At 34.9% G+C, this 26,771-nt stretch carries 21 protein-coding genes and 1 pseudogene; 9 read left to right on the forward strand and 13 right to left on the reverse strand.

From position 1 onward, the window contains the following. Positions 1–4: 4 nt before the first annotated feature. The 13 genes from OM961_RS00450 to OM961_RS00510 all read right to left on the reverse strand — a co-directional run bounded on the left by OM961_RS00450 (position 5) and on the right by OM961_RS00510 (position 17,141). Positions 5–1,186 carry a phage tail sheath subtilisin-like domain-containing protein gene (locus OM961_RS00450; protein ID WP_264339571.1) on the reverse strand — a complete coding sequence of 394 codons (1,182 nt, stop codon included), beginning with the start codon at positions 1,184–1,186 and terminating at the stop codon, positions 5–7. After that, on the reverse strand, positions 1,179–1,739 hold the full coding sequence (locus OM961_RS00455; RefSeq protein ID WP_264339106.1) for a hypothetical protein: 561 nt from the start codon (positions 1,737–1,739) through the stop codon (positions 1,179–1,181). The genes OM961_RS00450 and OM961_RS00455 overlap by 8 nt, the downstream gene beginning before the upstream one ends. Positions 1,740–1,749: 10 nt before the next feature. After that, positions 1,750–3,171, reverse strand: coding sequence for a hypothetical protein (locus OM961_RS00460; RefSeq protein ID WP_264339107.1), 1,422 nt, complete (start codon positions 3,169–3,171; stop codon positions 1,750–1,752). Then, the gene (locus tag OM961_RS00465) at positions 3,168–3,362 is read right to left on the reverse strand and encodes a hypothetical protein (RefSeq protein WP_141457048.1); all 195 of its coding nucleotides are present in this window, start codon (positions 3,360–3,362) and stop codon (positions 3,168–3,170) included. The genes OM961_RS00460 and OM961_RS00465 overlap by 4 nt, the downstream gene beginning before the upstream one ends. A 4-nt stretch (positions 3,363–3,366) precedes the next feature. Next, complete coding sequence (locus OM961_RS00470; RefSeq protein ID WP_182365006.1) at positions 3,367–4,560, reverse strand: hypothetical protein; 1,194 nt, start codon at positions 4,558–4,560, stop codon at positions 3,367–3,369. Between the two features lie 20 nt (positions 4,561–4,580). Beyond that, complete coding sequence (locus OM961_RS00475) at positions 4,581–6,509, reverse strand: DUF4815 domain-containing protein (protein ID WP_264339108.1); 1,929 nt, start codon at positions 6,507–6,509, stop codon at positions 4,581–4,583. A 116-nt stretch (positions 6,510–6,625) separates the two neighbouring features. Then, positions 6,626–7,740 (reverse strand): IS3-like element ISWpi17 family transposase gene (locus OM961_RS00480; protein WP_214303219.1). Its coding sequence is split into 2 segments (ribosomal slippage): positions 6,626–7,467 and positions 7,467–7,740, totalling 1,116 coding nucleotides; the frame shifts between segments, so codons are not numbered across the junction. Positions 7,741–7,805: 65 nt separating this feature from the next. Next, positions 7,806–8,486: an ATP-binding protein gene (locus tag OM961_RS00485; protein ID WP_264339109.1), complete on the reverse strand. Its 681-nt coding sequence runs from the start codon at positions 8,484–8,486 to the stop codon at positions 7,806–7,808. Positions 8,487–8,503: 17 nt separating this feature from the next. Then, positions 8,504–9,013 (reverse strand): sigma-70 RNA polymerase sigma factor region 4 domain-containing protein, encoded by a 510-nt coding sequence (locus tag OM961_RS00490; RefSeq protein ID WP_264339110.1) that lies wholly within the window; start codon positions 9,011–9,013, stop codon positions 8,504–8,506. A gap of 34 nt (positions 9,014–9,047) precedes the next feature. Next, a complete protein-coding gene (locus OM961_RS00495) occupies positions 9,048–11,105 on the reverse strand; it encodes an AAA family ATPase (protein ID WP_264339111.1) in 2,058 nt (685 codons plus the stop codon). Positions 11,106–13,604: 2,499 nt separating this feature from the next. Then, positions 13,605–14,120: a DEAD/DEAH box helicase gene (locus OM961_RS00500; protein WP_264339112.1), complete on the reverse strand. Its 516-nt coding sequence runs from the start codon at positions 14,118–14,120 to the stop codon at positions 13,605–13,607. A 19-nt stretch (positions 14,121–14,139) separates the two neighbouring features. Next, a complete protein-coding gene (locus OM961_RS00505) occupies positions 14,140–14,970 on the reverse strand; it encodes a DEAD/DEAH box helicase (RefSeq protein WP_264339113.1) in 831 nt (276 codons plus the stop codon). Beyond that, entirely contained in the window at positions 14,958–17,141 is a 2,184-nt protein-coding gene (locus tag OM961_RS00510) for an SNF2 helicase-associated domain-containing protein (protein ID WP_264339114.1), read from the reverse strand. Before OM961_RS00510 ends, OM961_RS00505 begins: the two co-directional genes overlap by 13 nt. A gap of 258 nt (positions 17,142–17,399) precedes the next feature. Here OM961_RS00510 and OM961_RS00515 point away from each other — a divergent pair. From OM961_RS00515 to OM961_RS00555, 9 genes and pseudogenes are all read left to right on the forward strand, one after another. Continuing rightward, positions 17,400–17,851: pseudogene (locus OM961_RS00515) on the forward strand (crossover junction endodeoxyribonuclease RuvC). A 102-nt stretch (positions 17,852–17,953) separates the two neighbouring features. Then, positions 17,954–19,168: a DNA modification methylase gene (locus OM961_RS00520; protein WP_264339115.1), complete on the forward strand. Its 1,215-nt coding sequence runs from the start codon at positions 17,954–17,956 to the stop codon at positions 19,166–19,168. Positions 19,169–19,202: 34 nt separating this feature from the next. Further along, positions 19,203–19,688 carry a hypothetical protein gene (locus OM961_RS00525; protein WP_264339116.1) on the forward strand — a complete coding sequence of 162 codons (486 nt, stop codon included), beginning with the start codon at positions 19,203–19,205 and terminating at the stop codon, positions 19,686–19,688. Between the two features lie 19 nt (positions 19,689–19,707). Further along, complete coding sequence (locus OM961_RS00530) at positions 19,708–21,186, forward strand: ankyrin repeat domain-containing protein (RefSeq protein ID WP_264339117.1); 1,479 nt, start codon at positions 19,708–19,710, stop codon at positions 21,184–21,186. Continuing rightward, entirely contained in the window at positions 21,183–23,009 is a 1,827-nt protein-coding gene (locus tag OM961_RS00535; protein WP_264339572.1) for a phage terminase large subunit family protein, read from the forward strand. The genes OM961_RS00530 and OM961_RS00535 overlap by 4 nt, the downstream gene beginning before the upstream one ends. 185 nt (positions 23,010–23,194) lie before the next feature. Continuing rightward, the gene (locus tag OM961_RS00540) at positions 23,195–24,520 is read left to right on the forward strand and encodes an IS4 family transposase (RefSeq protein WP_264339118.1); all 1,326 of its coding nucleotides are present in this window, start codon (positions 23,195–23,197) and stop codon (positions 24,518–24,520) included. A gap of 10 nt (positions 24,521–24,530) precedes the next feature. After that, on the forward strand, positions 24,531–24,665 hold the full coding sequence (locus tag OM961_RS00545) for a hypothetical protein (RefSeq protein ID WP_264339605.1): 135 nt from the start codon (positions 24,531–24,533) through the stop codon (positions 24,663–24,665). Further along, a complete protein-coding gene (locus OM961_RS00550; RefSeq protein WP_264339119.1) occupies positions 24,662–25,360 on the forward strand; it encodes a glycoside hydrolase family 25 protein in 699 nt (232 codons plus the stop codon). Before OM961_RS00545 ends, OM961_RS00550 begins: the two co-directional genes overlap by 4 nt. Then, positions 25,354–26,763 (forward strand): phage portal protein, encoded by a 1,410-nt coding sequence (locus tag OM961_RS00555; protein ID WP_264339120.1) that lies wholly within the window; start codon positions 25,354–25,356, stop codon positions 26,761–26,763. The genes OM961_RS00550 and OM961_RS00555 overlap by 7 nt, the downstream gene beginning before the upstream one ends. The last annotated feature ends 8 nt before the right edge of the window (positions 26,764–26,771 follow it).

The following is a 26,771-nucleotide window of genomic DNA, read 5'->3' on the forward strand; positions in this document are numbered from 1 at the left end:
TCTCCTAACTTATTACACTATTATTTACGAGATGAGATTTGAATGTTATTTGCTCAGCCGGATATGGTAGTGTAAATTCGAAATCAAAATATACTTTCCCGCTTGCAATATTTGTTGGTGTATTGAGCTCTGGAGTTGCATAACATTTTCCGCTAATAATCGCTCCTTGTACTTTTAAATTGGCCAAATAAGAATTCACCCCCTCAATCACATCATCTATATAAGTTTTGGTGATATTGCGATCAACTGCCCATAAATGAGCTCGAAGTAGACTATCATTGATTAAATCTGCAGTCCTTCTCACTGACAGAAAAGCCCATTTTGAGTCATTTGAACATGTTCTATTTCCCCAAAGCATATAGCCGTTTTGATGAATTATCGTTGTTACTTCATTTTCATTTAAGTGGTTTGCTCTGCAATTTGCATAACCTAAGCTAAAATCAATAGGCCTGCTTGTGCCAACAATACCATTTATCTCTTTATTTGAAGGTGAATGCCAGAAGCCTTGTTCGCTGTCTATTTTAGCTATTAAACCAGCTACAAATGGACTCGATGGCAAGATTTCTTCTTCAATAAATACCTTAACCCATGGATCAACTACGTAAATTCTTGAGCTGCCTACACTTTTTCTCCATTTTATTGCTTCTTCATCATTAGTATTTGGTCCATCTGCAACAATAATTGCTCTTAATTTTTCTGCTATGGAAATTAAAGCACTCACTACTGGATTTACTCCATCTATTTCAGGTAACTGATGAGTAAACTGAGGTGCAATTAATATTCTTGGAGCAATATGAACTATGCTTTCACTACTGAGGAATGCCTCTATCCCTTGATACTCTCCAGTCTCTTTATCAACACCGCCAATTATATTTTGGATAGTTTCACTTTCTTTGAGCTTTGAATCGCTGTTTTCACTTTCTTTAACTCGAATAACTACTACTGTTGCACCAATTTGGGAAAATATTCCATTTATTGCAGAAGGTAAACTGCCACTCTTTCCAAGCTTTGCTGCTTCTTTTAAGCTTCCTGCAATTAACACTGGTTTATTTAGCGGAAATTTTTGCTCATCAGCTTCAGGGGCAGTACCAATTACACCTATCACTGATGATTTAGCTGTGCGTACTGTTCTTGACCCTGAGGTTATCTCAATAACATTTACACCATGTAAAAATTCTTCAGCCATTTCTTTGTATTTTTTTCCTGAAATCATCGAGCAAAGTCTGTAGCTCATTTTCACTCTTGGCTTCTTCAATCTTTCTCTTGGCTAAATCTTCAAGCTCTTCACATTTCATTATTTCTTTTACTGCTTTTTTCACTTTTTCCTCAATTATTCTTGCCATTTCAATAACCGTAATACCACGTACTTTTGCTAAAGGTTCTATAATTTCTTTATCCTTTTTATCTATAGATTCTGGTGCTGCTAGAATGCTTTTTGCGGCTTTCGCTTGAATTTCATAAGATTTAGCTTTTTGGTGAGAATGACCTGCGTATTGGTGAGTATGATTATCATAATAAAAACGCATACTATCAAGTGCAGAAAGCTTCGCATTTTCAAGTAACTCCAACTCAATATCTTCTTGATTTCGCTGAGCAATTTCTCCTCCCTCTGTTAAACAATAACTTTTTTGCCAATCAAAATCTTTTGGCGCTTCATACCAATCATTTCCAGTTGGCTTGTTTTCAAGTGTTGTTGTTTCAATCTGCTTGTGGTTTTCAAAACGTATATAAATAGTCACAAATTCCTCCTCATTGCCATATTTGATCAGTTCGTTCTAATCCTGGACATTGCCAAGCTTTTAGCGTTCTCTCTACGTCCACTTCAAGCCCTGTAGTTAGAACATTGCTACGTATGTTATAAATCCCCCACTGAATAAATTGACCATAGTTGTGTACATAATTTGATGCAAGCATACCTTGACTAACTTGTGTTCTGGAATACAGATAAGATGATGTGTAAAGTAATATTGCAACTGTTTTTCCTGCTGGAATCTCCACATTACCAGATCCGGCTAACTTGCTATCAGAACTCGTGTATTGGTAAACATTTTTCCATACTATTTTTGAAATACTTGATTTATTAGAATTAGTGTTATCAGGAGTTCCCACAAATAATCCTGCTCCCCCATACTCCGTACTCGAATACGATGATCCAACAAATTCCATTGTCTTATTTATGTTCACATTGGTTATATTTTTTACAAATACTACTCCAAGTGCAGCATACGGGTAATAGTATATCTCATCATAACTACCAGAAAAACTTTTTGTGCATAACTCTCCGTAAATAAATGTTCCTTTACTTCCCTCTATAAAACTTAGTTGTCTTGGCCGATAAAAACTAACGTAATCTGTATCGTATGTATGGCTACCTGCTAGTAGTTGTAACATATAGTCAGTTTTTGTTATATCACTACTCCACTTTCCAAGCTCTGTCGTAAAAGTTCCGTGGCCAAAATAATTATTTTTTCTTCCAAGTACACCAAATAAGAAAGGTAATGACCCTGGTTCAACCATGTTGCGCTTTCTTATTTCATTTATAAGAGACACTTTTAACTGTTCATCCCGAGTTTTTACCTCATTAGAGATGTTTTCAATTCGAGTTTCTATTTCCCTAATAATTGATGAGCCACTTGGCACATCATTAACAGTACGGAAGTTATTCACTAAACCTTTAAGACCATCTTTATGACTGTTACTAATGCTATTTATTGCTGCAATATTGGCATTCTTTCTCGTATCAAGTAGCGATAAATTTGTTGTTCCTTTTTCATCAATTCTCTTTAATAACTGCTTCTCTGATTCAGAGATCACTGCTAAAGAACTAGCTTTTTTATTATCCAGATCAGTTAAGTGTTTTTTTGCACTATCAAGAAGTTCTTTTAGCTTACCATCTGTCATCTGTACAATTTCAGAAACTGCACTTTTGTCGATTATTGATTCCAATGCTTTAGCAAGATATGCTAATTGATCTGGTGTACTGTTTTCTGCTAAATCCTTAAGCCTCTTTTGTAGTGCATCAATTATTTCTTTTACTTTAGTCATTTGCGCAATATCAGAAATAGCTTTTTTATCTGCTATCAATTCCAGCGATTTTGCAAGATATGCCAGTTGATCAGGTGTGCTATTTGCTGCTAAATCCTTTATCCTTTGGTATATTGCTTCTTTCATTTCCAAAAATTTAAAAAAGTCTCAAAATTAAACCGCTCAAAATTACTCTTAAGTTGATTATGCTCATCTTCTCTTTCGGTAATATCTTCATCTATTTTCTTAATTGTGGTACGGATACGAACAACATCCTGCACAGCAATATTTTCTGGATGTGGTAGTGGATACCCTCTGCTTGTTTTATCATCTGACATTCTGCTAAGTGATAATGATTCGTAGATTTTTGACTTTAGGGCGATAAACAACCGTTCCACTCAAAGCTAATTTTACCCTTGTCTCATTACCATTAAAGTTTGTTAGCACATGAGTTCTCTCTACCCAGTTTTCCCCTATTGGTTTTCCTGATGTTAAATTTACTAATTGCCAATCCACGTTTTTTTGCACATACGCTTTAACATCTGCAGTGCCAGGTATCAGCGCATCATATGTTATGGTAATCTTAGTGTTAGCTCCTGCTGTAATGCTTCTAGTTACATAATCTGCACTCTTAGAAAGATTACCCATGACTAGCTGTAACCCAGGATATAGCACTGGACTTTTCTCTCGCCCTCCTTTTAGGCTTGCTTTTACCGTTAATTCCCCATTTATTCTTTCACGCAGTGCAAGCGGCAAATTATCAGACAAAAAGTTTTCTCTTCCCTCTTCATCTGTTAAGATAAATTCTACATTGGTATCAAATGCTACTTTTTCGACGTTTGTCAAAACAATTAAATCTGAAGTATTGGTTGCTGTAACTTTGCCAAGATCAATAACATGAGAATTTTCGCTAAATTTTGCAGCTAGTAGTCGAAACGTTAAATCTAAATTTTGATGTGGAGTCCAGGTACTTGCATTGCTAGATGAAAGTAATACTCCTACTTGATATGGCTGACTTGTTACCCAACGGCTATTTACTGCATCATATTTGCCAAGTTCTGCTATTTTGACTGCAGTACCCTGATCATCAGTAAGCAGTACTATTGCATACTCCTCTCCTGCATGGCAAAACACTGGTGGCCATTCTATACGTGTTGCTGTGCCATCTACTTTTATATCTTTCGGCTCAATATAACTTTCAGCAATGACAGTCTGCGAGGGCATTCCCACTGCTGTTTCTCTAATCTGCACAACAACACGTTTTTTGCTGCTATTTACGAACCATAGCTCCACGCCTCCTATGTGTCTGCTCTCATTTAGCGTAAATGTTTGGGCTAAAGGATCAACTCGTCTTGCTGCGATCACTCTTCTTCTTTCTTCTATGGTAATAGTTTTTTTACCAGTATAAGTTGCCTCTCCATAACTGCCTTTATCACCGAAGAACTGCACTAACTTAGTTCCAGCAGGAATGTTTCTTGGTACAGTAAATCTTCCTTTTATTTTTCCTCTGTTATCAGCAATAAATGTTGCGATCATGTTTTTCTTTCAAATATTTTCTATGCTTGAGGTTGAATGCTTATGCCATCAAATTTTACTTCCTTAAGCTTTTCACCAGTTGCAAAACCTTCAATCTCAAAATTTTGAGTTGCTTCTCGCATAAATTCAGTTTCGTATGAGGTACTTGACAGCAGCTCTGTTGTTTCTTTAACATTAAATACTCTGGTTACTGGACTTTTCCAATTCGTGGTAACCTCCGTCCAGTGATCTATATTTTTATTTAGAGTAATTTGTGCCGGTACTGGATCAAAAGCTTGATATGGATTGATCTTTTCTCCTTTAGTCTGTAAAAGCTGCTCCAGTACCGGTTCAAGTTCATATGGCAACAAATAAGTTTTTTCTCCTCCATCAATATCAGCAATCGTTACATCTATTGGTAAAATTAGTTCCTTATTTACTATTGCTGCAGACTGCAAAATTCCTTGATCGCGCATATCATCATCAAAGAATGAATCAACAAATACTCCTTTTTTGGTGGTAGGTTCTCTTGAATTTGCATCATTGCGTAGACGTTCCTCTGCAACCAGCGCATAAAGATCATTTATTCCTTTTTTCATTGCTTCAAGCTCATTCATCGGTACAGCATGAATAGCATTATTCACTATTTTTACCCCTTCGCCTTTTTTCCACGTCTGATGAATGTAGCAGAGCAAAAGTTGTCCACTAGGCGCTCTAGGCATTGATGGTCGCCAAGGGTGAGAAATTCCTTTTATTCTTCTTACCACTCCTTTGCTATCGATAGTAATTAAATCATAGCGGGGCATTTTCCAGGTGTAATCAATCAGAACCAAGCTGTTATCAACTGCTCCTTTTACTTTGCATCCCTGTTCACTTATATCTTCAGGGCTTACATGAGTACGACAGCGGTAGGTTATTTGATAACTACTTCCAGGAGCTGGTTCTTTACCTGGTAATGACCAATCAACGTTTCCTGCGTTTAATTTGTAATCTATACTATTTTCATAAATAACATTGCCTTGTTTAACTTGAATAATCTCAAGTACTGCAGAGTCAGGTATCGGATCAATAGCTCCAGAGTATGAACCATGAGTAACAGTAATGGTTTTCTGAACAGTTATATCTACTTTTTTAATTTCACTTATTGGAAAATCATTCACCTTCAGTTCCATTACTCTTTGGCTATTTGGCTGAAAAGTATGTGGTTCTGATTCAACTGATTTTATATCCGGATCTTCATCAAAAGAAACACGAATACTGTGAGGAAGTTCAATCTCATAGCCATCAACATGAGCTTTGCCCTCATTAATCACAAATATTTTTTTTCCTCCTTCTCCCTCTTCCTTTTGCAGGAACATTACTTCAAGACCATTTACGACGTAGGAACCATTTGCTTCTTTGTCATAACGAGCAAGAGCAGTAGTTACTATGTTTGCTTGTGGAGGTGGTGAATGTTCTATTAATACTCCATTTTCAATGTTATAGATTGGATAAAACTCTCCTTCAGAAAAACGTGGAGAAAGACCTTCTGCTTGATAACCCCAAATGGTGGAAACTTTAAGCCTTGCAGCTCCTACTTCCTGATAGTTTCTTGTACCAATAGCAGGATCACGAAGGTTTTCATCCTCAAGTTCTGTAATCGTAGATTCTACATAATAAACACCTATGCGAACTGTGGTACTCAGTGGAATAACAAATTCTTCTTTTTCAACTTTTCTAACTGCACCGCGCAGATAGATTTTTCCTCCCTCAAGTGTAGCTTTACCAGTTTTTGCATCTATAATACAATTGCTTCCCGTTATAACATCACCATCACGAAATATTGCATCACCTATGCCTTTAAGCTTAGAAAGAGCATACTCCTGAGTCTCATTTAATTCTGCAGACTGTAGACCTCTTCCTGCAAGGAACAAACTTTTTTCGTACTCTTTGTCAGGATTAAAGCGGTTATAATAGGCATTTAAAGTCATTTTATTATAATGCACCCATTTGTCTAGACCATTTTTTTCAAAGTGATCCGATTTTTAAAATGAATATGTTGATAAATACGTCGACACACATTTAAAGTATTTATCAATATATTCATTTACTGTTTATGATAATAAAGATCAGCAGGAACTTTATAATGTAGAGTCTGATGTCGCCTTCTATAGTTATACCAAGCAACAAAATCATTTATTATAAGATTTAAATCTCTGATACTATTTGGTCTATAATAATATATAGCTTCTTGCTTTAAAGTTCTCCATAAGCGCTCAACAAATATATTGTCGAAGCAACGTCCTTTATGGTCCATACTGATTTTAATATTAGCACGCTCTAATTCCATAATAAAGTTGTAGCTAGTAAACTGCACCCCCTGATCACTATTAAAAATCTCAGGTTTACCTTGTTTTAGAGCTTCTTTGAGAGTATAAAGGCAAAATCCAGCATCGAGATATGGTGATAATGAATGAGCAATAATATAGCGACTATACAAGTCCATTATTGCCACAAAATAGATAAACTTACCTTCTACCATAATATATGTTATATCAGTAGCCCATACCTGATTAACTCTACAAATAATCAAATCTTTGAGTAAATAAGGATATATTTTATGCTTTTTTTCTTTAATACTTGTATTACATCTTTTTCTACAATACAGCCCACTAATCTTCATTTTTTTCATAATTCTTAAGATTTTTTTGTGATTGACTACTACTCCACTCGCTATGATTTCAGCAGTAATTTTACGATATCCATAACGGCAATCAGAAGCCAAATATACTTCTTGAATCAAATTTGCTACTTCACTTTCGTTATTAATTATAGGCCTATAATATAGGCTAGATCTGCAAATCCCCAATAAATCAGCCTGTTTCCTAATTGACAGATCAGAATCTTTTTCTATAAACCTTACTCTATCTTTTTTGCTTATTTCAGTAATTTTTTTTTCAAATAGCTATTTTCCACTGTCAATTCTCCTATTACTTTATGTAAACTTTCTATTTCTTGCGCTAAGATTCTTTGTTTTCTCGCACTTTCACTTTCTTCAACAAATAGGTCTTTTAACCTTGCCAATACTCTATCACGCCAATCATATAGATTTGTTGATGGTATTTTATATTCACTACATATCTCAGCTGTGCTTTTTTGATTTTTTATTGCTTCCAAAGCTATCTTTGCTTTTAACTCTGGTTCATATTTTTTTGTTGCCATACTTTTACCCCTTTACCTTCCTACTCGGATCAACCATTTTTTTTTGGTCTAGTTTATGGGGTGCATTATAATGAACGAACCTCTGTACCATCATCTTTCTTGATTCCAACCATACTGATTACTTCGTCAACTATCCCAGGAATTTCACTTGCAGTTTTAGCTCCTTCACATTGAGGTAGCCAAGTTGAGCGATTGAAATCATCGAGGTATTGTCCAAGAGTTCCAACTGTAATGATGTCTTTATTTGGAATATGTTGAAACTGATTGAGCCAAGCCATCATCTCTTGAGCAAGTAACCCATAGGCAGCTCTCATATCCTGTTTTCCTGATCTTTCAGAAAAAGCTTCAGGTTGCATCCTTGCCCATAAAAGACATAAACGTGATGCAACAGTTATGCTATCAATAAAAATACATCGATATTTAGAAATCTCAGAAAGAAGATCTTTATATTTGCTACAGACATGCTCATAGTGTTTTTGACTATACGCCTGATCAGACCTTAATGCAGGATTAGGTTTACCAATAAGACAAGCAATGTCTCTGGCCTCATTCCAAGTGCGAATCTCAGTTGAATCTCCTTTCCAATCCTGAACAGCTAGAAGTCCTGCTTCAAAATCAAGACAAAGTGTTGTTGATTCATCGAGAGTTTTGAGTAAGCTAGTCTTGCCAATTCCGTAAGGTCCGAAGATTACCATTTTCACACCTGTTACTATTTTTGCTCTTTCTTTGTTGTTTATTATTTTCATGTTTTTCCCCCTTATAGTTAGAAATCTCGTTTTAGGTATGTTTTTAGGTGGGAAAACTCTTTGCGTAGTTTGTTGATTGTGTCGTAGAGAGTTGATTTTGGTATACTAGTCCTTCTGGAAATTTCACAAATGCTGTGATCTTCTGCCAATAGTTTACATATTTTTCTTAACTCTCTAGGTAACTTTGCAATTGCTTCATTTACGTCAATGCGTACTGCGGAGCTATATTCAAGACTTTCATCGCTCTCTTCGTATAAAGCTTCATCAATAAAATTAATGGTACGTTTTTTACATAGTTCTTTCTCTTTTAAATTAAGAGCACGGCATTTAACGTACTGTTTTATAAAATGTCCTTCAAGTTCATTATAACCCTCAAGGCCAGGCAAACAGTCAAGTAAAAGATCTTGCTCAACATCTTCAATGTCTTTATAAGCAAAAACTTTTCCTCTCTTCAGAAGCTTAGCATAGTGTCGTATGTGTTTAACAACTTTTGGGTTAATACCAATATAGGAATTTTTAGAATGCATATTTTCCCCCTCTAATTAAGAAATGATTAAAGTGTTAATTGTGATAAACCCAAGTATTTGGATTTTCTACAGGAATTACGCTGCCATAGTGTGGTGACTTGTAGTGTGTGGGTAGTAATCTGTGATAGACTGTAATCTTTTTGTTTTTCTCTGGATTAAATATTTTTTGCCCAAATTCCATACCTTCAACGCAAAGTACTCCGTATTTGTTTCTTGCAGCGTTTTTGCCTTCTTTGTTGAATTTAACGTAGCCTTTGGTAGCAAGAACATCGAGACGATCACGTATAGAATGTGTACTGCCAAGACCTTCTTTATTTTCAAATGCCTGACAAAACTGATTAATTGTATAAGCATGACCCTTACGTCCTTCTGCACATATTAAGTCCAAGATGATGTCATATCTACGAGAACGTTCGGCATCTAGTTTTTCACCATAGTCTTTATTTATTAACCTTTGTGACTCAGCGTCAACTTCGTACCAATGACCATTAATTTTATCAACAAATTTTGGCATAACAAAATTTCCATTACGTAACTCAAACATCAGTTGACGATAGCTGTTCTTCTCATCAGGCCTAAACATGATCATTCCAGTGGTATAGAATCCTCGTAAGCTGCTAGCGCCACTAAAACTTTGAAATGGATCTTCTTCTAATAGTTTCTTTTGCATTTTCTTTGTATGGTGCACAAGAATAACTCCAGCATCTGGATTGATTAGAGAACGCAGTTTTTCAACTCTCTCCTGGAGAAAGAAAATCATGGCATTATTATCATTTTCGTTACCGTATTCATCAGCATCAAAAACGTTACGCAATGGATCTACCGCTATGATATCAATGGTGTTTAGGTCAAAGTTTCTTTCTGCTTCAGTTACGATATCTTTAATGCCATTTTCATTTAAAAGCAGCTTAGTCTGTGGTGTAATAACTAAATTGTTTGCAGCAAGTTTAATAAGTTCTTCACTAAGTTTCATCTGTTGCAACCGTTCACGCATATAGTGGTAACCGATTTCAGTCTGAAGGTAGAAGATTCTTAAGGGCCTTTTTGGCACCATATCAAAAAATGGAGTTCCAGATGCCATATGAAAAAGCCAAGAAATAAGAAAGTCACTTTTTCCCACTTTAGGCGCGCCAGCAAAAACTAAAAGACCACTAGGAGTTAAAACTCTAGGAGCAATTATGTCTTCTGGCATTGGTGATTTGTCATTTAGGTACTGCAATACAGGAAATGAAGTAACGTTTTTTGTATATGGGAGAGAAACAGTTGAGGTTAAAAATCTTTTGACGTCTACTCCTTCTTTAATACAATCAGCAGCATCCCAAGCTTTTGGTTTATCTTGTGGAATTTTAAGAATAGAAAGCGATGCAACGCCTATATCTAAAAGCTTCTTTGCAACATTTTCAGCATATTTCTGACCTGAACTATCGTTGTCTGGCCATATGGTTATGTGTTTACCTTTTAGCGGAGCCCAATCTGTTTTATTTACAGGTGAATTTGCTCCAAACATCATTGTTGTGGCTGTTATGCCCTTACTGATTAAACTTTCAGCACATTTTTCACCTTCAACGAAAACAATTTTATCGGATTTAATTATACCTGGAACATTGTACAAAGGCCTTGGATCTGGAGCAGTACTACTTGAGTTTTTTACATCAAAACAGCTATATCGTTTTTTCCCTGAAGTGCTATCATAACGGTAAATTTTAGCTATTACTTGATTATTTTCATCATGATAGTCCCAACATGCTATTAAACGTTCTGAAAATTCTTCTTTATGGTTTGTTGAGTGACCAAGCCATTTTTCTATATCTTCTATGGTATCAAGAAACTTAGTCTGACTAGTAACATCCCACCAGAGATTAAGTATATCTCCGCCTTCACCAGTAGCAAAATCGTGCCATAATCCGGCTCTTTCTCCTCTTGTTTCTACTACTAAACTTTTCCCTTTATCTCCTCTAATATTACCAACATAGAACTTACTTCCGTGGAAAGTACCATTTGGTAATAAGTAGGATAAAGATGATTCTATTCTTGAGAGTAGTTCTGCTTTTACTTCTGCTGCTCTTTCAAATAAAGCTTGCTTGTCATGCATATTGTTTTCTCCTGTTAAAGTAAGCTATGTTTGTTGACAAAATGTCTTTTTTTCTGCTAATGATGATGTTCTTAAAGGCTGGTAATTTAAAATAAAGTCATAAATGGGTAGAGAGATGTCTCTGTACCTTTTACTATAGTAATACCGGATTTCTCATAGTTTTTTCCGGAAGAGTGGAGAAATTTTTTTCAAGCGTAAGTTGACACTGTCCATATTTACCCCAAATATTTACAATTCAGAAGACCAGGCTGCTAGGTCTTACTATAGTAAGTTCAACAAAATTACAAAAACTGGTCACTTTTTAGAAAATTTTGCACAACTCCGTTCTCTTATCTTTCATATGCCCCTGTAGTATATATATACGTTCAATTTCAAATTCGTCCGAAAAACTACAAAAATATATAGGCAACACTAAAAAAGTTCTCTTCTGTAGAGGTAAATGGTGATATTGAAAATTTAACTCTGCTCTCAACTTACACTCCTCAAAAAAATTACAAAATTTAATTTCATTTTAACTTTAAACAAAAAAGCCGCCTATAAGTTGCATCTGCATTATGTTGCAAAATATACTATACTTTGCTTATGAGAATAACCAAATAAGCCATCCTTTTTTCTCCTCCATAACAGATATATACTAGAAATGCAGTCCGAAATATGAATTGCTCTAAAATTTTTTTCATTACGATTTTTCTATTAAACTTTAATAGAGCTTAACACATTTACAATATACTCAGGGGAGAGATTTTCCGTCTATAAGAAGTAGCCACAAAATGCTATATTAGTAAAGTTATTCATAATAATTATTTGTGAATTAAGTGCTTTAGATTCGAGATTACATAGATTTTTGGCAGTTTAAGCCATTTTAGATTGAAAAATGAAATCTCCAAAAAGGAAAAAACCCGGCTATATTAAAGGGTTAAGAGTAATTTAAGTTTGAAATTCAAAAAAACTTCTTAATTGCTTTAAAAGCTAGGATTATAGAGGGTTTTTGAGTGTAGCCCAGTTTCAGGTAAAACCTTATATATTATATATATAATAAATAATAATATATAATAATAGAACATATAGGATATGTACCTTTCATAATACCTACCTAAATATTATTAACGCGCTTAAATGTTTAATTTGTTACTTTTTTAATAACAAGTTAAGCAAAAAAACATGAACTGTAATAAGTTTATTATAATATAAACCTTAAGAGAAGTTCCGCGGTGGCCATCTGCTCAACTGAAATGGTTTTCAAAAAGGCTAATATACCGTCCATTTAAATTTTTAACCGAAATATAAAAGTCATTTAAAAAATAAACTCAAGTGGCAATTAACCGGTTTTTTAAAGTCGCCTATAACCTACTCTAACTACTTATGCATACAGGTGGACCAGCTGCATTTCATGATATTAGTAGACATAAACCTAGTTATTGTAAGATAATTAAAGGCATCACTCAAAGGAAGATAAATGTGTGGCCTATTCTTCAAAGTAAGGTTTTAAGGAATAAGAAGCTGTTCTGAGTTTTGTGATTTCCAGTAAAATTGAAAAATTAGGAACAAAAACATACTATACTTAACTCACTGAATTTCTATGCTTTTAGCCACTTAGTGTATTACTTTTCCATTTTCAAAAGACTTAATGAATCAGATCGCCCTAAATAAAAATACAACACAGAGACAAAAATATGAAAAACCTGCTATTGCATTTTGGATAACCTAAAAAAAGATGAAAGATAAATGCTTACAAAAAACAAGATGGCTAATAATATCGTTTTAAAAAGATTCTACGACTCCAGGGTACAATTATACTACTAAGACCTAAGTTACTTATGTAAGGTAGCTTAAAACCCGATTATGAGGCACTTCTAAATTATCTTTTACCTTAAACTTTTACTTACTACAAAAAGCCTTGTTTCATTCTATCATGTTTTTTATTTGTTGTAAAATATTTTTTCAAAAAAGTGAACAGCTTTTGTAATTTAGGTAAATATATATAACAAGAGCTGGTTATTTTGGAGGTCTTATTGAAATATAACAACTTTTATCTAAAACTCTTAAGGAAATATTTTAAATAATCTCTATAAACAAATTGTAGGTAAGATAAAGAAAAAAGTTTGAAGTTGCTGCCATAAACATAAGCTACAAAACCCTCTCAATAGTTCAAGATGGAGACAAAGATCTAAATTTATTTACGTCTCCAATTTTATCGCGTACAATGGAGACAAAATTTCCACTATATTATTGGTAGATAGAGATATAGAGCTTTCTAAAGGGTGGGTCACCCCCCTTGAAATTAAAACAAAAGCAAGATGTCAAACACAGATAACTCAACTATAAGCTGGTCTTTGTTGTAGTTATTTTCTCACCTGCTTTAATTAATTCATCAAAATCGGATTCATACTCTGTATAGCCTTTCTTATAATAGTCCGAATGCGATAAGATATGTGTTAGAAGGCCAAATGTTGTTTTTTTACATTTTTAAGATAAGAAGTGGATAGCTGAACTTGTTTTTTATACAGCATTTCTTATATTGATCAAATCTTTCAATTGATTATTGCTAAATTCTGTAATCCAACTCTCGCCGCTACTTATAGTTAAGTTTGCTAACTCTTTCTTACTTTGAATCATCTCATCAATACGCTCTTCAAAAGTACCTGTTGAAAGTAGCCTGTACACCATAACATTACGTTCTTGCCCAATACGGTACGCTCTATCTGTTGCTTGTGCTTCCACCGCTGGATTCCACCATAAATCGTAATGTATTACATGGTTTGCTGCTGTTAAATTAAGCCCTGTTCCACCAGCTTTTAAAGATACTATGAGAATATTTGATTGAAATGAGCTTTCAAAATCATTAACCATTTTATCTCTTGCTTTACGGGATAGGCCTCCATGCAAAAATGGCACCATTGACTTAAATCTTTCTTCAAGCATTTTAGCCATAATTTCACCCATTTCTGTGTATTGGGTAAATATCAATGATTTTTCTGCAAATTCGCTAATTCCTACTAGTATCTCTTCTAGCATCTGCATCTTTCCTGACTGTTCAATACTTGCACGCTTTTTTCTTGCCAAAATGCGATGGATGGTTACAAACTTGCTTTAAAGCATTGATAAGCTTAAGAATTAGACCCTTACGTTCAATTCCTTCACTCCTTTCTATCTTTTTCATAGTTGTGTTAACTACTTCTTGATAAAGTGCTGTTTGCTCTGGAGTTAGAGAACAATAACGATTATTTTCAATTTTATCTGGTAGATCCTCTATAATGCTTTTATCACTTTTTACCCTACGTAGCATAAAGGGATGAGTAACTTTCATGAATCTCTCTAGACAAATTTTATCTCTCGCTTTTTCAATTGGTGTTGCAAAACGAGTTTTAAATTCCTTAGGAGTACCAAGGTAATATTTATTAGTAAAATCGAAAATACTCCAATATTCTAGTAGCCTATTTTCAACAGGTGTACCACTCATTGCTATTTTATTTTTTGCTGCAATAGCTTTTATAGCTTTACTCTGTTCACTATGGGGATTCTTTATATTTTGGGCTTCATCAATCACGAGCAAAAACCATCCTACTCTGTTAAGCTCTTTTTTATCACGACGTGCAAGACCATAGGATGTGAGAGCTACATCATAATCATTTGCCAATTCTCGATTTTGTCCATGATAGATGAAAAGCTTTAATTCTGATGCAAAACGCTCCATCTCTCGTTGCCAATTGCTTAATATGCTTGTTGGTGCTACTATCAAGACTTTATCTTCATCTAAAAATCCCACATTCTTACAGTATAAAATGGCTGCAATAACTTGTAGTGTTTTGCCAAGACCCATGTCATCAGCAATTATACTACCAAATCCCGTCTCTATGTTCTGCACAAGCCAACTAAATCCACGTTTTGATATGGACGTAACTGTGCTGTTAGGTTACTTGGTACATCAACAGGTACATAAGTGTTAAGCTTTTCAAATAGGCTTTTAATCTGCTGGTCAAGTCCTACCTTTGCTCCATCTAATTCACCTCCTAAAGCAGCTTGCATCAGCTCTGCTTGACTCAAGTGTTCAGGTAACTTATCAAATTTTTTCAGTAAAGCTTCTACCTCCTTATCATCCAAAAGCACATATTGGTCTATAATCTTTATAAGTCCACGAGAATCTTTCAGTAGCTTTTTAAATTCTGTAATGCTTATCTCTTTATCACCTATCGCTATTTTCCAATCAAACTTCAATAATTTTTCAAGCGTTAAGAAACTTTTCCGATCTTCTTCAATTTTGCCTTTAGCAGACAAATTAAGACTCAACTTTGGCTTTAAGATTTTTTCCAGTGATTTTGGTAAGATAACTATAACGCCAATTGCTCTTAACACCGGCAAGATATTTAAAAACAATGGTGCAAAATCATCTAAGCTAAACAGTAATCTACTATTGTCCTCAATCGATCTTTCTAGCTCAGGTATATATTCAGACAGCATTCCCATATCAGATAAAATGCTCAGTTTTGTGCTGCAGTTAGACAATGCTTTTCTCAGCTTTATTGTCGATTTTCCATCATCTAAAGATACCTGTATATCAAGCTCAAATCTTTCATAATAATCTTTTACCATTAAGTAAAGTTTGTATGGTTTATCTGTTAAATAAAGCCGTGATAACCAGAGATTAATTGATTGAGGTATTTCTCTGTTGCTAAACTCACTAAACTTGTATGCTGATCCAGTAAAAAATAATGCAAAGATGTGCTTGTCTCTATACTTGTCCATTGATGAAGGAAATGTATTCTTGTCTCTATACTTATCAAGTGCTGCAGGAAAATTATTTGCCATGTATTCCAAAAGGATTAAAGAAATTGCAATATTAACCTGTTCTTCAGGCTCTATAGAAGTTTTCCGATATTGAATTAGTAGAGGTGGACACATAGATGATATTTTTCTATGAATTTCTTTGACTGATTCATTAAACAACGCAGGGATCCACCTAATTATAAATTCTTCTCTTTTATTTTGTAGTATTTGTGGTACTAGTGCTGATTTTTCCATGAGCATACGTGCAAACTGTGAAATCATATGCATGAAGCGAAGCTCAAGATTAAGCTTATGAAGTAATGAAATAGGAATATCGTTTAAAAATTGTGCTATATTCCTCGAAACACTTTCGCTGAGTATAAATGAATTAGCTATACCATTGCTTACTTGAATAACTTGGTATTGGTCATTGATAAATAATTGAAATGTTTGCCAGTGTTCAATACTTCCCCATTTGCTAGTAAACAATTCTTCTTCCGATAGCTTTTTCTTGGAAGAGTAGAAAGAATAATCTGATTTCCCCGTAGGATATTTTTGCCAATGCTTGTAAGCTGTTCGCAGAATACTGTGAAAATTTTTTTCAAAAAAGAGTGGATTATTCGTCAAGATATTTTCGATACAGCTGGCAAGGTTAGGAATAGTCGATAGATCAATATCATTTAAGTTTACTTGTTCATATACTTTAACTTTAGAAGACGATTTAAATAGATCATTAATTTTTAGAATATTTTGAATGTTTTCTAATTTTCCATTTCCAAAATCATCAATCAGCGACAACAAGTCACAATTATGAATATTGAAAATTACGAAAGGGTTTTTATCAATTTCTGCAGCAATAAGATAAATTACAGCAGCAATATGTTTACAAGGCATAGCCCAATCAGGACAATTGCAACTTGCGTTCATTTCTTCCCAATTCGAAGGAAATAATTTAATACCTGAGTCGTTAAGCTTATCAAACAAAAGTGTTGGTAATTGTCTATTTATTAATTTAGGCAATATAGAGGGCGAATTTTCAATAATACAACGGATAGCTGATGAATTTAATTCATTGAGTGTTACTTTAACTTTATATGGATGAGGTCTTGAACCACTAACTTTGGCTGTAATTGTATTGCCGTTGATTTGAATACCAAAAGCTCGACCAGTATTAGCATAAGTTCTACCACGTGAAAGGCGGTTATCGTAATCAACTTCACTGAAAGATTGAAGCCATTTCTTACCCCACCATGTTCTCCCGTAAATAGACATTATATATATTTTAGCCTAAATAAACTCAAGTAATCTAACATAAATCACTACAAAATGCCAAGAAAACAACAGAAAAGGCAATATGAAAACCTTTTTTTCTACAGTCTCTTCATTTTTTGTGATTAAAAATTATTTTAACTTTTTTTTAGAAAATCTCGGAAAAAGTAGTAAGAAATCCGGTATATATATAATAAAGGGGCATTGTTTCAATGAGGTTAGTTTACCTCTACGCGCTTCAAACACAAAAGTTTCAAATAAATGTCAATCCTAACACTAGACCTCGGCAAACAAACAGGCTGGGCAATTCTAACAGATGGAGTAATTAAAAGTGGGAGCAAAAGTTTTCATGGTAGTCGTTTCAGTGGAGGTGTTCTTAAACTTTCGTAATTGGCTTAATTCTTTGAAACATGAGTTCACTGCAGTGTATTTTGAGGAAGTAAGAAGACATTTAGGAACTGATGCAGCGCATTGCTACGGTGGTTTTCTTGCCGTTCTATCTGCTTGGTGTGAAGAACATCATGTGCCATACCAAGGTGTTAATGTTAAAACTATCAAACGCTTTATAGCTGGTAATGGCAATGCAAGTAAAAGTGAAGTTATTGAAGCGATACGTGAAAAAGGTTTTTTGCCTCGAGATGATAATGAGGGGGATGCTTTGGTTCTACGTTATGAATTTAAGTAAAGATTTTAACATATCAAGAATGCCATAAAAATGGGTCCTTTCGGCCATATTGGCGGGTTTGGTGGGTCAGACCTCAGGCCTTTTCTAGTGTTAGACATATTTTGAATATTAACTTTTTAATTATTAAGATATGAATTTAGCAATCCACTACTATCCTGTTGAAAACCTTGTCGAATATAAGCGTAATCCTCGTAAAAATGATGACGTAGTAAATAGAATGTGTGCTTCTATTCGGGAATTCGGCTTTCGTATTCCAATAGTTGCAAAAAGCGATGGAACTGTGGTTGATGGTCATTTAAGACTTAAAGCAGCAAGAAAACTTGGTATGGAGAGCATTCCTGTTGTTTTAAGTGATAATCTAAATGAACCACAAACCAAAGCTTTTCGATTACTGGCAAATCAATCAGCTAATTGGGCAAAGTGGGATGATGAGCTTTTGAAAGTAGAAATTCAAGAGTTAGAAGATTTACAGTTTGATCTTAAAATGACTGGATTTGAATTAGAAAAAGTTCAACATTTCCTTGATGATTTAGATAGTGAAAAAGAAGATCTTTCTGACTTAGCTATTGATGACAAAAAAGTAACAAAACCAGGTGATTTATGGATTTTAGGTGATCATCGAATCTATTGTGGTGATAGCTCTGTAGTTGAATCATATAAAGCGCTATTAGATGATAAAATGGCAGATATTACCGTATGTGATCCTCCATATAACGTTGATTATGGTAGCAGCCAAGAGAGAGAAGACAAGAAGATATTAAACGATAATCAAGGTGAAAAGTACGAACTTTTTCTCTACGATATCTGTTCCAATATTTTAGCATATACGAAAGGTGCAATTTACATCTGCGTATCATCATCAGAGTTTTCAACGTTGCAAAAAGCATTTGAGGAGGCAGGAGGAAAATGGTCAACATTTATCATTTGGGCAAAGAGTCACTTTACGCTAGGAAGATCAGATTATCAAAGACAATACGAAGCAATGCTCTATGGATGGAAAAGCGGTAATAAACGTGAGTGGCATGGAGGAAGAAATCAAAGTGATCTGTGGTTTTATGATAAGCCAACACATAACTCATTACATCCAACAATGAAGCCAGTAGAGCTAATGGTGAGAGCAATAGTTAATAGCAGTAGACCTGGAGATATAGTATTTGATCCATTTAGTGGTTCTGGAAGTACACTGATTGCATGTGAGAGAACAGGAAGAATTTGTAGGACAATAGAGCTAGATTCAAAATTTGTAGATGTAACCATAAAACGTTGGCAAATATACACAGGTAGGGAGGCAATTCTTTCTGGTACTGGCAAAACCTTTTCAGAGATTCAAGAAGAAAATTCGTAGATAAAGAGACACAAAAGAGAGAAGAGAAAAAAAAGTGGAAAAGATAACACAAACAGAATGGGCAAGAGAGATAGGAGTATCAAAGCAATATGTCTGTTATTTGGTAAAAAAAGGAATAGTTGAGTTGGAGGATGGTTTGATCAATAGAGAACAGGCAAATGAAGCGGTGGCAGCAATAAGAGATCCAAGTCAGCCACTGAGGAGGAAAAATCCAGAAAACGAAAATACAAATAACCTTTCTACAATGTTGCTAAAAACGCGAATAAAAAATGAGATGGAGCGAGGAAGATTATTGGAGGCAAAAGCAAAAGCTGAGATAGGAGAACTTGTAGCAGTAGAGGAAGTAAAAACTGAAGCATTTAACGTAGCAAGGGTTGTCCGTAATAATTTGCTTAATATTCCAAATAGAGTTTCAGCGCTGCTTGCATCACTGAGTGACACTGAAAAGATTCATATGGCGCTAACTGAAGAGATTACAAACTCATTACAAGAATTATCTAATACTAAATTTCAAATATAAAAAAGATTTTGAATATAAAATGACTGATAACTTAAGTTTAGAGTTAATAAAGTGTCTCATCAATCAACCTGGATTAGATGTTAATGTTAGAGGATTAAATGGAAAGACACCACTACATTGCGCTATAGAGTTTGACGAGTTAAGCATGGTGGATTTATTACTCACGAAGAAGAACATTAATCCTTTTGTTGAGGACAATGAAGGCAAAACCTCCTTAGATTATGCCAAAGAAGGGAAAAAAGCAGAAATATTACAAGCGCTAATTAATAACAAATACGGATCAGAACAAGATAACTTACTTCATTTAGCTGCAATGATAGGTGAAGTTAATGCAGTTAGATATTTGATAAGAAAAGGTGTTGACGTTAATGTACGAAATGCTCTGCATCATACTCCATTACATCTAGCAGCAGGAATAGGACATGCAGAAGTTGTAAAGATTTTGATAAGAGAAGGAAATGCTGAAATTGAGGTTTTTGATGCACGAAATCAGACACCGATGCACTATGCAGTTAACAACAAAAAATTGGAGATAGTAAAGTTATTACTGGAGCTAGGAGCAGATGTAAATAGCGCCCGTGTAGGACAAAACTCGATGAAATTATCACCTATTCATATAGCTGTAAGTAATACTAATTACGATGAAAGAGACTTATGTCTTGATATTCTCAAATGCTTAATAAAGGAGCCTAATGCTCAAGTAAATTTGCAGGACTACGAAAATAAAACACCACTACATTATGCTGAAAGACTTAAAACAATAGAGGTTTTACTAACACGAGAAGATATAGATCCTCTGGTAAAAGACGATAGTGGCAAGACACCATTTGATTACGCTAAACCTGAGATAAAGAAGGCTTTGATGAGTAATAAATATGGTTCTGAAAAGAATAGTCTACTCCATTTAGCTGCACAAAGAGGAGAAATTGAGATTGTAGATGCAATTTTAAAAGAAGAAATCAATATTGATATTGTAAATAATAAAGGTCTATCACCAATTTATCTTGCTGCAGAAAAAAGGCATTTACATGTAGTAAAGTTATTGCTGACAAAAGGAGCAAATTATACACCTGTTCTGCACTTAGCAATCAAGTCAAATAATTTAGAATTGCTAAAAACTTTATTTAAAGAAAAGAGCATCAAATTACCAGACGAGATAGGCAAGTCTGTACCAGTTTATTATAGGTGTATAGAACATAGAGATGCAAAAGTAAGAAAATACAACAATGTGATCTGTGTTTTTACCTCAGTAGGTGCAGTAGCAATAGCGGTATGTATAGGGTTAACAGCAACAACAATAAGCAGTGCAATCATTTTTGCAACAATAACAGGGATATTTGCGCTTATTATAGCACTAATGATAAGTGAGATGAGCAAAAGATATATAGAAAACGAATTTCAGAAAAAGATGTTTATGGAATTGGAGGAGTGTGGAGGAATAAACTCTACTGTTAACAATATTGAGATAGAACCAATTACTAGTAGATGCAGACAATGATATACGCTAGAGTTTTTTCTGAAGGTTTAAGACCAGATCCAGAGCTTAAAGTATCAGAGTGGGCGAATGAGTATCGAGTTTTAGCCCCAACTGCAGCATCAGAGCCAGGTAAATGGAGAACAGAAAGAACTCCTTATTTAAAAGAAATCATGGATTCACTTTCTCCGTCCTCACCAGCAGAAAAAGTAGTATTCATGAAAGGAGCTCAGATTGGAGGAACAGAAGCAGGCAACAATTGGATTGGCTATATCATCGATCAAACACCAGGACCAATGCTAGTAGTACAGCCAACAGTTGAAATGGGAAAGCGTTGGTCAAAAGGAAGATTTGCGCCACTGATTGAAAGTACACCATGTTTAAAAAGTAAAGTAAAAGACCCAAGATCAAGAGATTCAGGCAATACTGTACAAAGTAAGGAGTTTCCAGGTGGAATTGTAGTAATAACCGGAGCAAACAGCAGTGTAGGACTTCGTTCTATGCCAGTAAAATATCTCTTTCTTGATGAGATAGATGCCTATCCAGGAGATTCAGGAGGAGAAGGAGATCCAGTACTGCTCAGCATAGCTCGTACCAATACATTTGCACGGCGAAAGATTTTTTTAGTATCAACACCAACGATTCATGGAATAAGCAGAATTGAGAAAGAATTTGAAGCAACAGATAAGAGATACTTTTTTGTACCATGTCCACATTGTAATTATTACCAAATATTAAAATGGCCACAAATTAAATGGGAAGATAAAAATCCAAATACAGCACACTATATGTGTATAGAATGTGGTAAAAAGATAGAAAATCATCAAAAGACAGAGATGCTTGAGCGTGGAGAATGGAGGCCTACTAATAGAGTAAAAGGTGAGAAAAAAGGATTTCATCTTTCAAGTCTTTATAGTCCAGTTGGCTGGTATAGTTGGCAACAAGCAGTAGAGGATTTTCTGCATGCAAAGGAAAGTGAACAATTACTGAAAGTTTGGATCAACACAACGCTTGGAGAAACCTGGGTAGATAAGGGAGAAGTACCAGACTGGAAGCAATTATTCAACAGAAGAGAATTTTTTCCCGTAGGCACAGTACCTAAGAGAGAAGTGGTACTTACTGCAGGTGTTGATGTTCAAAAAGATCGTTTAGAAGTAGAAGTTGTAGCATGGGGAAAAAGCCGTGAAAGTTGGTCAATAGACTACCGAGTATTTGAAGGAGATACAGGAGGAGGAGAAGTATGGGGAAAGCTTTCGGAGCTCCTCAATCATCATTTTATTGGTGAAAATGGTCTTGAATATATGATAAGTATGATGGCGGTTGATGCAGGGTATGCAACGCAGGAAGTGTATAATTGGGTAAGGAGTCATCAAGGCTCTGGAAGAGTAATGGCAGTAAAAGGTGTAAATAAAGCACTAGTGCCACTTAGCAGCCCAAGTAGAGTAGATATAACAGTTGGTGGTCAAAAGCTAAAGAGAGGAATAAAGCTATGGCCAGTAGGAGTATCGATATTAAAGTCAGAGCTTTTTCAATTACTTAATGTTTTAAAAGAAGGTGAAGAAGCTCCAGCAGGATATTGTCATTTTCCCGAATATGCACCTGAATATTTTAAGCAGCTAACGGCAGAGCAATTAGTCAGCAAGGTAGTAAAAGGATACACAAAACAGGAGTGGCAAAAGGTAAGAGAAAGAAATGAAGTATTAGACTGTAGGATTTATGCAAGAGCTGCATCTATTGCGCTTGGAATCGATCGTTGGCCAGAGAGTAAATGGAATAGTTTGAGTGGGAAAATGGAAAGTAAAAAACCTAAAAAAGTAAGACAGAGTAAGTGGTTGAAAAATGTATAACGAAGAGTATTTGTTTCAAGTTGAACAAGCAATAAAGAAGCTGCAAAGCGGAGAGCGAGTAGTATCAATTGCATATGGTGACCATGTTGTCAGATCATACGCGTCAAGTTAAGGAAATAAAGGTATGAAAGAGATAGAATAATAAGGTATAAGTTCTCCCAGATATACTTTTAGTGAGAGAACCAATGAATAAAATAACTTGCTTATCAAAAAAGCTCAAAGAATTTTTTAATGAAAAAGCAGAGAAAATCTCAATTACAACAAGGTTTATAAAAAGAAAGAGAAAGCTAAAAGGTTCATCATTCGTAAAAGCCATGGTCTTGGGTAATATAGGAGTTGATAATTGTAGCGTAGAAACAATGTGTCAATTACTAAACGAGGACTCGATAGATATAACAAAACAAGGTTTGGATTTTAGATTTACTGAAGAAGCAGTGGAATTTATGAAAAGGATGTATAATGAATCTGTGATTCTCTTTAAAAATATCTTGCAAGTTGATTGCAAAATCTTACAGCAATTTAATAGTGTTAAATTATTGGACAGTAGCTATATTACTCTACCTAACAGTATGGAAGAGATGTATAAAGGTTATGGTACTAGCTACAGTGGCTATGAAAGCAATACTAAGTCTGGAATAAAGTTACAATTAGTTTTCGACTACATGAATCAGATAATAGACCAACTTAATTTAACGGAGGGGGTAAGATCAGACCAGGGATATAGGAAACATTTAAGTAATATATTAAGCAATGATTTGCTAATATCTGATCTCGGTTATTTTGTGCCAAGTTCTTTTAAACAAATCAATGAAATAGGAGCTTATTTCATAAGTCGTTATAAATCCGATACCAACATATATGATGTAGAAACAAATCAAAAAATGGAGTTATTAGAATGTTTAGAGGATAAGTTATTTTTAGAAAACGAGGTATTGTTAGGAAAAGAAGCAAAAATTAGAGTAAGAATTATATGTCAGAAACTAACTGAAGAACAGTCTATGGCCAGAAGAAGGAAAGCTAATAGATTAGCAAGATCGCAGGGATATACATCCTCTAAAAGAAATCAAAAATTGTTGAACTGGTCAATATTTATAACTAATGTTCCAGAAAATAAAATTAGTGCTGAGCAAGTATTAACGATTTACAGAGTAAGGTGGCAAATTGAGTTATTATTTAAATTGTATAAAAGCCATATCAGGCTTGATAAGCTAAAAGGAAAGCCATGCAGAGTATTATGTGAACTATATGCTAAATTGTGCGCAATTCTTATATTTCACGGCATAGTTGGTTGCACAGAAGTGAAAAAGAATACAGAACTTAGCTTAACAAAGGCATTTATTGAGCTAAAAAGGCGGGTTAGAGAGTTATTTTTAGTATTAACCAAAATTAATAGTTTAAAAGCATTTCTTAAAAAACTCACTATAACTTGGTCGCGATTTTCATTAAAAGACAAACGTAGAAGGGCTAGAGTATCCACTTTAACCTCTCTAAATTTGCTCACAATCTCTTAACTTGACGCGTATGGTTGTCAGATATGCTGAAGTGCAAATAAACGATCTTTTAAACTTAAGACAAAGAATCAAGGCTGAGCTCAAGGTTGAAGGTCAAAAACCAAAAAGAAAGATTGTTATTTCAACGAATAAAGGAGTGGTATGAGAAGTTGCATGGTAGAAAATGGATACCCAGATTTTCTAGAGCACTTGAGGTATATGATAGCTACCGCTACACCAGGCATGCTTATAAATGCAGTAATAGATTTGTCGCACTGGAATCAGGAGATAGATTTTAGATTAACAAAAGAAGATGGCATAGTAGGCATAATTCACAAAGCCACCCAGGGGGTAAAGTACGTAGATCCTGAATATACAAAAAGGAAAAAAGCCGCTGAAAAAGAGGAATTGCTTTGGGGTGCATACCATTTTGGTGTCGGGGAAAAAAGCGGCAAAGACCAAGCTGAGCATTTTCTCGAAACAATTGGTGATAGTTCAGATATATTGTTAGCCCTTGACATTGAGGAAAACAAAGATGGAAAAAGCATAATGCCAAAACAAGCAGAGGACTTTGTAAATAGGGTCTATTTAGTAACCGGACGTTTGCCGTTAATTTATGGAAGCCCTAGTTTTCTCAAGGATTTTGCCACGCCAACTTTAACAGAATGTCCACTATGGTTAGCAAAATGGGGAACAAAACTGACATTACCAATAGGATGGAGGAACTGGACTCTATGGCAATATACCGACGGTCAAACAGGAGCAAAGCCGCATGAAGTAGAAGGAATCGGAAAATGTGACAGAAATAAATTTAACGGAACTTTGAAAGAATTAAGAGAATTTTGGTTATCAGGATGTTAAAAACCTTCAAACAATTATTTGGCAAGCCAAAAATCAAAAGTTCTGCATGGGATGCAGCAGGCTCAGGAAGAAGGGTAGTATATTGGCAACCTGATAAAAGCAGTATAAATAGCTTACTCTCTCAAAGCCTTGAGCACTTGCGTAGTCGATCACGTGATATGGTAAGAAAAAATCCATATGCAGCAAATATAATTGATACGATAGTAAGTAACTCTATTGGAACAGGAATAAAACCACAATCAAAAGCAAAAGATGGAGAATTTCGAAAGAAAGTTCAGGAATTATGGCTAAAATGGACAGACGAAGCAGATAGCTGTGGAATAAGTGATTTTTATGGTCTACAAGCTCTAGTATGCAGAAGTATGATAGAGGGTGGAGAATGTTTTGTACGTTTAAGAACGAGAAAGCTGGAAGATAGATTTTCTGTGCCATTACAACTGCAAGTACTTGAGTCTGAACATTTAGATAATAAAACAAATCAAACACTTACAAATGGCAATATTATTCGTAGTGGTATTGAATTTAACCGACTTGGACAAAGAGAAGCTTATTACCTATTTAGAGAGCATCCAGGTGAAGGTTCGTTTGGAGAATCAGTTAGAGTATCGGCAAATGATGTTTTACATATCTACAAACCTTTGAGGGCTGGTCAAATTAGAGGAGAACCCTTGCTTTCTAACGTACTTTTGAAGCTTTACGAACTTGATCAGTATGATGATGCAGAACTAGTACGAAAAAAGACTGCTGCAATGTTTGCTGGATTTATTACAAGACTTGATCCAGAAGCAAATATTTTAGGTGAAGGTGAGGCAAATGAGCATGGAGTAGCACTATCAGGCCTAGAACCTGGTACTATGCAACTACTTGATCCCGGTGAGGATATAAAATTTTCAGAGCCATCTGATGTTGGAGGAAGCTACGAAGCATTTATGAGACAGCAACTGAGAGCTATTGCAATAGGCACAGGAATAACATATGAGCAGCTAACAGGAGATTTAACAGGTGTTAATTATTCATCAATCAGAGCAGGACTGATAGAGTTTCGTCGTAGATGCGCTATGCTGCAACACAACATTATGGTATTTCAGTTTTGCAGACCAGTATGGAGTAGATGGCTAGAATTAGCAGTACTGTGTGGAGAACTCCGTATAGATGAAAAAGTGGCAAAAGCAGCGAAAGAAGAAGTAAAATGGATACCACAGGGATTTGATTGGGTGGATCCACTGAAAGACCAACAAGCACAACAGATGGCAGTAAGAAATGGCTTTAAGAGTCGCTCAGAAGTTGTTTCAGAATTGGGTTACGATATAGAAGAAATTGATCAAGAAATAGCAGAGGATCAAAGGCGAGCTGATTATCTCAACCTTTTCTTTGATTCTGATGTCAGGACACAAACAAAATAAATCTCGTT

The sequence above is a fragment of the Wolbachia endosymbiont (group A) of Cydia splendana genome (assembly GCF_947179475.1).
GTDB lineage: Bacteria > Pseudomonadota > Alphaproteobacteria > Rickettsiales > Anaplasmataceae > Wolbachia > Wolbachia pipientis.

Bases quoted from the DNA above. Each gene is read 5' to 3' on its own strand.
- OM961_RS00465 (WP_141457048.1), bottom strand. From the start codon at position 3,362: ATGTCAGATGATAAAACAAGCAGAGGGTATCCACTACCACATCCAGAA.
- OM961_RS00535 (WP_264339572.1), top strand. From the start codon at position 21,183: ATGATATACGCTAGAGTTTTTTCTGAAGGTTTAAGACCAGATCCAGAG.
- OM961_RS00545 (WP_264339605.1), top strand. From the start codon at position 24,531: ATGGTTGTCAGATATGCTGAAGTGCAAATAAACGATCTTTTAAACTTA.
- OM961_RS00485 (WP_264339109.1), bottom strand. From the start codon at position 8,486: ATGAAAATAATAAACAACAAAGAAAGAGCAAAAATAGTAACAGGTGTG.
- OM961_RS00450 (WP_264339571.1), bottom strand. From the start codon at position 1,186: ATGGCTGAAGAATTTTTACATGGTGTAAATGTTATTGAGATAACCTCA.
- OM961_RS00550 (WP_264339119.1), top strand. From the start codon at position 24,662: ATGAGAAGTTGCATGGTAGAAAATGGATACCCAGATTTTCTAGAGCAC.
- OM961_RS00520 (WP_264339115.1), top strand. From the start codon at position 17,954: ATGAATTTAGCAATCCACTACTATCCTGTTGAAAACCTTGTCGAATAT.
- OM961_RS00490 (WP_264339110.1), bottom strand. From the start codon at position 9,013: ATGCATTCTAAAAATTCCTATATTGGTATTAACCCAAAAGTTGTTAAA.
- OM961_RS00475 (WP_264339108.1), bottom strand. From the start codon at position 6,509: ATGACTTTAAATGCCTATTATAACCGCTTTAATCCTGACAAAGAGTAC.
- OM961_RS00495 (WP_264339111.1), bottom strand. From the start codon at position 11,105: ATGCATGACAAGCAAGCTTTATTTGAAAGAGCAGCAGAAGTAAAAGCA.
- OM961_RS00510 (WP_264339114.1), bottom strand. From the start codon at position 17,141: ATGTCTATTTACGGGAGAACATGGTGGGGTAAGAAATGGCTTCAATCT.
- OM961_RS00500 (WP_264339112.1), bottom strand. From the start codon at position 14,120: ATGCTAGAAGAGATACTAGTAGGAATTAGCGAATTTGCAGAAAAATCA.
- OM961_RS00460 (WP_264339107.1), bottom strand. From the start codon at position 3,171: ATGAAAGAAGCAATATACCAAAGGATAAAGGATTTAGCAGCAAATAGC.
- OM961_RS00555 (WP_264339120.1), top strand. From the start codon at position 25,354: ATGTTAAAAACCTTCAAACAATTATTTGGCAAGCCAAAAATCAAAAGT.
- OM961_RS00530 (WP_264339117.1), top strand. From the start codon at position 19,708: ATGACTGATAACTTAAGTTTAGAGTTAATAAAGTGTCTCATCAATCAA.
- OM961_RS00540 (WP_264339118.1), top strand. From the start codon at position 23,195: ATGAATAAAATAACTTGCTTATCAAAAAAGCTCAAAGAATTTTTTAAT.
- OM961_RS00470 (WP_182365006.1), bottom strand. From the start codon at position 4,560: ATGATCGCAACATTTATTGCTGATAACAGAGGAAAAATAAAAGGAAGA.